This is a genomic window from Pseudomonas sp. GV105 (assembly GCF_003058185.1).
GTDB classification, from domain to species: domain Bacteria; phylum Pseudomonadota; class Gammaproteobacteria; order Pseudomonadales; family Pseudomonadaceae; genus Aquipseudomonas; species Aquipseudomonas veronii.
Map to the genome: position 1 here is coordinate 1 of NZ_QBUF01000029.1, position 6152 is coordinate 6152.

2 protein-coding genes are annotated in these 6152 nt (G+C 65.9%); both read right to left on the reverse strand.

Going from position 1 to position 6152, the window contains the following annotated elements; genetic code table 11:
* Positions 1-5423 (reverse strand): non-ribosomal peptide synthetase (locus tag C8K66_RS30355; RefSeq protein WP_146181402.1); only part of this gene is annotated, 5423 nt, incomplete at its 3' end.
* Between the two features lie 3 nt (positions 5424-5426).
* A partial coding sequence (locus C8K66_RS30360) for a phosphopantetheine-binding protein (RefSeq protein ID WP_146181403.1) occupies positions 5427-6152 on the reverse strand: 726 nt, incomplete at its 5' end.

Below are 6152 nucleotides of genomic sequence, written 5' to 3' on the forward strand. Positions count from 1 at the left end.
ACCGGTGGGAACACGGCCATGGTCACGTTGTGACGGTGCATTTGCGCGTAGGTGTATTCCGGCAGCCACAGGCTGTCATCGCGGATCAGCACGCTGGCGCCGTTGATCAGCGGGTGCATCCAGCCTTCGTGGGAGCCGTCGAAGGCGAAAGACATGAAGTGCAATTCGCAATCGGCCGGGCCGGTTTCGTAGCGTTCGCCGGTGGCGAGGATATGCGCCACCAGCGGGCCATGGGCCACCGCCACGCCCTTGGGCATGCCGGTGGAGCCGGAGGTGTAGATCACGTAGGCGAGGTTGTCGCCGTCCAGAGCCACTGACGGTGCGCTGTCACGTTCATCGGACCAGGCCTGCGCCTGATCCACTGCAAGCACAGCCAAACCGTCCGGGATCGGCAAACGCTGCTGTACCGCCGAATGGGTCAGCAGCAGCTTGGCGCGGCTGTCCTGCATCATGTACAGCAGGCGATCACGCGGGTATTCGACGTCCAGCGGCACGTAAACGCCGCCAGCTTTCAGCACCGCGAGGAACGCCACCATGATCTCCGCACTGCGCGGCATGGCAATCGCCACGCGCACTTCCGGGCCGACGCCACGGGCGATCAACGCGTGGGCCAACTGGTTGGCCTGGCGGTCCAGCTCGCCGTAGGTCAGGGTTTGTGCGTCGAACTTGATCGCGATCGCCTGCGGGTTTTCCCGCGCACGCTCGGCGACCAACTCGTGTACCAGGCGCTGGGCCGGGAAGCCGGCGTCGGATTGATTCCACAACTGCAGGATGTGCCGCTGTTCATCCCCGTCCAGCAGGTTCAACTGGCCGAGGGTCTGCTGCGGATCGGCGACCATCGCCTGCAACAGGTTCTGCCAATGCCGCGCCATACGCTGCACGGTCGAGGCTTCGAACAGGTCCTGGGCATACCCCAATGTGGCCCAGATACCTTCGGTGGACTCTTGAATATCCAGGTCCAGATCGAAATGCGCGGTCCGGCTTTCCCACTCCAGCCCTTCTACCCGCAGCGTCGGCAATTGGTGCTGGACCTGGGCCTGGCCGACGTCGGTCTGGTGGTTGAACATCACTTGGAACAACGGGTTGTGGCTCAGGCTGCGCTCGGGCTGCAAGGCCTCCACCAATTGTTCGAACGGCAAGTCCTGGTGGGCCTGCGCCTCCAGCGCCCGTTGCCGGGTCTGCTGCACCACTTGCGCGACGCTCATCTGCCCGTGAATGTCGGCCTTGAGCACCTGTGTGTTGACGAAGAAGCCGATCAGGCGCTCGGTTTCACTGCGGTTGCGGTTGGCGATCGGCACGCCGACGCGGATGTCTTCCTGGCCGCTGTAGCGGTGCAGCAAGGTCTGGAACGAAGCCAGCAACAGCATGAACAGGGTCACGCCCTGTTGCTGGGCCAGGGCCTTGAGGTCGTGGGCGAGCGCGGGCGCCAGTTCGATCGGCAGGCGTGCGCCACGGTGGCTTTGCACCGCCGGGCGCGGGTGGTCGAACGGCAGCTCCAGCACGCTCTGCTCACCGCCGAGCCGGTCGCGCCAGTAGCTCAGTTGGCGATCCTTCTCGCCCGCCTCCATCCAACGGCGCTGCCACACGGCGTAATCGGCGTACTGGAGCGGCAGCGCCGGCAATACCAGGGTCTGACCCTGGCTGTAAGCCGCGTAGTGCTGCACCAGTTCCTCGACCATCAGTTGCATCGACCAGCCATCGGAGACGATGTGATGCTGCACCAGCACCAGCACATGCTCATCGGCGGCCAGGCGCAGCAGGCAGACACGCAGCAACGGCCCTTGTTGCAGGTCGAAGGGCTGGGCGATCTCGGCTTCTACGCGGGCCTTCAGCGCGGCTTCATCGACATCGGCGCACGCGATGGGCAACGACACCTGCGGTTCAATCACTTGAACCGTGCGCTCGCGCTCCTGGCGCAGGGAGGTGCGCAGGCTTTCATGACGGGCCAGCAAGGCGTCGAAACTGCGCTGCAACGCCGCGCGGTCAAGCTGGCCTTTCAGGCGCAGCGCGCTGGGGATGTGGTACGCCGCACTGTGCGGCTCCAACTGCCAGAGAAACCACTGGCGCTCCTGGGCATACGACAGCGGCAACGGCTGGTCGCGCCCGGCCGGCAGCAGGGCCGGGGCTTTCGGGGCGGCGGGATCGGCGGTCGTCAAGGCAGCGACAAAGCCTGCCAGGCGCGGCTGCTCGAACAGCGTCTTGAGCGGGACTTCCAGGTCCAGGGCCTGGCGAATGCGCGAGACCACTTGCATGGCCAGCAGGGAATGCCCGCCCAGTTCAAAGAAATGATGGGCCAGGCCGACACGCTCGACGCCAAGGATATCGGCCCAGATCGCCGCGATCTGTTGCTGCAGCGGCGTGACCGGTGCCAACCATGCCTGCTGTGCCGAGCCGCCGATGGGTGTCGGCAGGGCCTGGCGGTCGAGCTTGCCGTTGGGGTTCAAGGGCATGCGCTCGAGGAAGATCAGGTGCGCCGGCACCATGTAATCGGGCAGTTGCTCGCGCAGGGTGGCCTTGAGCTGTTCGGCGGCGCTCACCTGCTCCGGCTCGGACAATGGCTGCGTCGCCACCAGATAGGCCACCAACTGATTGTCGGCGGCCAGCACGAAGGCCTCACGGACGGCATCCTGGGCCAGCAGCAGCGCCTCGATTTCACCCAGCTCGATACGGAACCCACGGATCTTCACCTGGTGATCGACGCGGCCGACGTATTCGATCACCCCGTCGGCGCGATAACGCGCCACGTCGCCGGTGCGATAAAGACGCTCGCCCAGGCCGCCGAACGGGTCGGCGACAAAGCGCTCGGCGGTCAGGCCCGGGCGTTGCAGGTAAGCACGCGCCAAGCCGCTGGCACTGGCGATGTAGAGTTCGCCCACGGCGCCGACCGGCAACAGGTTGAGGTCGCCGTCCAGCACATACAACGCCCGCCCCGGCAACGCGCGGCCAATCGGGCTGGCGCTGCCGCCGATCACCCCTTCGTCGGCGCTGCAATCGAGCACGCTGGACACCACCGTGGCCTCGGTGGGCCCGTAGGTGTTGAGCAGCCGCACGTGCCCCAGCCCGGCCCGGCGCCACATCGCCGGGCCGTCCAGGGGCATGGCTTCGCCGCCGATATGCACCTGGCGCAAGGCCCCGTAAGACCGTGGGCCCGCCGCCAGGCAATCGTGCAGGAACAGTTTCCAGTAAGCCGTCGGCAAGTCGGCCAGGGTGATGCCCTGATCGATGATCTGCCGGTACAGGTCGGCGCCGTCCCACAACTGCGGGCCGCGCAACACCACGGTGGCGCCCAGGGTCAGCGCCGGGTACAGCTGCTCGACGAAGCCGTCGAAGTTCAAGGTGGCGAACTGCAGCACCCGATCCTGCGCGACCAGGCGCGAATAGTCGGCCGCGATGTCGGCGAACTCACTCAGCGCCGCGTGGCTGATGGCAACGCCCTTGGGTTTGCCGGTGGAGCCCGAGGTGTAGATCACGTAGGCCAGGCTCTGCGGCTCGACGTCGAGCGCCGGAGCGTGTTCGGCATACGGCGCCAACGTCGCGTGGGCCAGGTCGATATCCAGGCAGGTCAACGACCCGGCCAGCGGCAGGCGCTCACGCAGGTGAGACTGAGTCAACACCAGGCGCACGCCACTGTCCTCGAGCATATGCACCAGGCGCTCGCGCGGATACTCAGGGTCAAGCGGCACGTAGGCACCGCCCGCCTTGAGCACCGCCAACAGGCTGACCACCATGGCAAAGGAACGCTCGACGGCGATACCGACCAGGCCGTCCGGGCCGATCCCCTGGTCGATCAGGTAGTGCGCCAGACGATTGGCCTGGCGGTTCAGTTCGCCATAGCTGAGCGTCTGGTCATCCAGCGCCAGCGCCTGGCGTTCAGGATGCTGGCGGGCCTGGGCCTCGAACCGGTGGTGTACGGCTTGTGCGACGGCGACGCTGGCCGGCGCGTTCCAATCCTGGAGCATCGTCTGCTGCTGCGCACGGTCGAGCATCGGCAGCGCGCTAAGACGGCTGCGCGGCGCACTCACCAGCGCCTGGAGCAGGTTTTGCCAATGTTGCGCAAAGCGCTCGATGGTCGCCGCCTCGAACAGGTCGGTGGCGTAGGTCAGCGCGGCCCACAGGCCTTCAGCGGATTCATGGGTGTCCAGGCTCAGGTCGAAATGGGTGGTCTGGTTGTCCCAGTCCAGTTCCGTCACGCGCAGGCCGGGTAGGTGCTGGCCGTCACCGCTGGCCTGGGTGTCGGTCTGGTGGTTGAACATCACCTGGAACAACGGGTTGTGGCTCAGGCTGCGTTCGGGCTGCAACGCCACCACCAACTGTTCGAACGGCAGGTCCTGGTGCGCCTGGGCTTCCAGGGAACGATGCTTGGTCTGCTGCAACAGTTCGGCAAACGTCATCTGCCCGTCGAGGTCGGCCTTGAGCACCTGGGTGTTGACGAAAAAGCCAATCAGCCGCTCGGTTTCGACGCGGTTGCGGTTGGCATTCGGTACGCCGATGCGAATATCCGCTTGGCCGCAGTAGCGAAACAGCAGGGTCTGGAACGACGCCAGCAGGAGCATGAACGGCGTCACGCCTTCTTGCTGCGCCAGGCGCTTGAGGCCCGTCACCAGGTCCGCCGGCAGCTGCACCTGCAGGCTCGCGCCGCGATGGCTTTGCTGCGCGGGGCGCGGGTGATCGAGGGGCAATTCCAGCACGGGTTGCTCACCGCCCAGCAGGTCCCGCCAGTACGCCAGCTGGCGGGCCCTCTCCCCGGCCTCCATCCAGTTGCGTTGCCACAGCGCGTAGTCGGCGTACTGGATCGGCAGGCCCGGCAGGCTAAGGTCCTGGCCCTGACTGTAGGCGGCATACAACTGCACCAGTTCCTGGACCATCACTTGCATCGACCAGCCATCGGAAACGATGTGGTGCTGCACCATCACCAGCACATGCTCATCTTCCGCCAGTTGCAACAGGGTCACGCGCAACAGCGGCCCTTGTTGCAGATCGAACGGGCGGGCGACCTCGGCTTCGACCCGCGCCATCAGCTGCGCCTCGTGAACAACCTCCTGCCGGATCTCGACACGCGCCTCGGGCTCGATGGTTTGCAACAGCTGCTCACCGTCCTGGATCAGCCGGGTGCGCAGGCTTTCGTGGCGCGCCAGCAGGCTGTCGAAGCTGCGCTGCAACGCCGCCAGGTCCAGGCGCCCCTGCAAGCGCAATGCGCCGGGGATGTGGTAGGTGGCGCTGTCCGGGTCCAACTGCCACAGGAACCACTGGCGCTCCTGGGCATAGGACAGCGGCAGGCGTTGGCCATCCTCGCGGATCGAAGCAATCGGCAGTTGGGCGAAGCTCATGCCACGGCTTTGCAGGCGCTGGTAAAACTGCTGGCGCTGTTCCAGCGGCAGGCGAAGAAAGCGCGAAACCAGATCGATATTAGGGTTGGAACGCATGGGTCAAATCGCCTCTAGTTCGCTCAAAAAGTCACGAAGGTCGTCAAAATCTTCCGCGCTGCCGGCGCGGAAGATGGCAGCGGCCTGCACGTAGGCGCGCAGGGTTTCGGTCTGGAACACTTCCACCAGCGGCACTTCCAGGCCCAATTCGGCCTGGACCCGCGAGGTGATCTGGATCGCCAGCAACGAGTGGCCGCCGACCTCGAAGAAGTTGTCGTTCAGGCCCACGTGCGGCAGGCGCAGCACCTCGGCCCAGATCGCGGCGATCTGCTGTTCCAGCTCGGTTTCGGGGGCGACGTAGGCCTGTTGCATCAGGCTCGCGTCCGGCTCGGGCAGGCCCTTGCGGTCGAGTTTGCCGTTGGGGGTCAGCGGCATTTGCGCCAGGAACATGAAGTGCGCGGGCACCATGTAATCCGGCAGGCGGGTTTTCAGGGCGCGGCGCAGGGTGTCGCGCCACTCGGCGTGGTTGGCCAGGCTGGCATCTGCCGGCACCACGTAGGCCACCAGTTGCTTGCCGGTCGGGCCTTCCTGAGCCACCACCACGGTTTCGCCGACGTTGTCCTGCTCACGCAGCCGCGCTTCGATCTCGCCCAGTTCGATACGGAAACCGCGGATCTTCACCTGGTGGTCGACACGGCCGAGGTAATCCACCACGCCATCCGGGCGGCCACGGGTCAGGTCGCCGCTGCGGTACACGCGGCTGCCGGGTTTGCCGAACGGGTCGGGGAC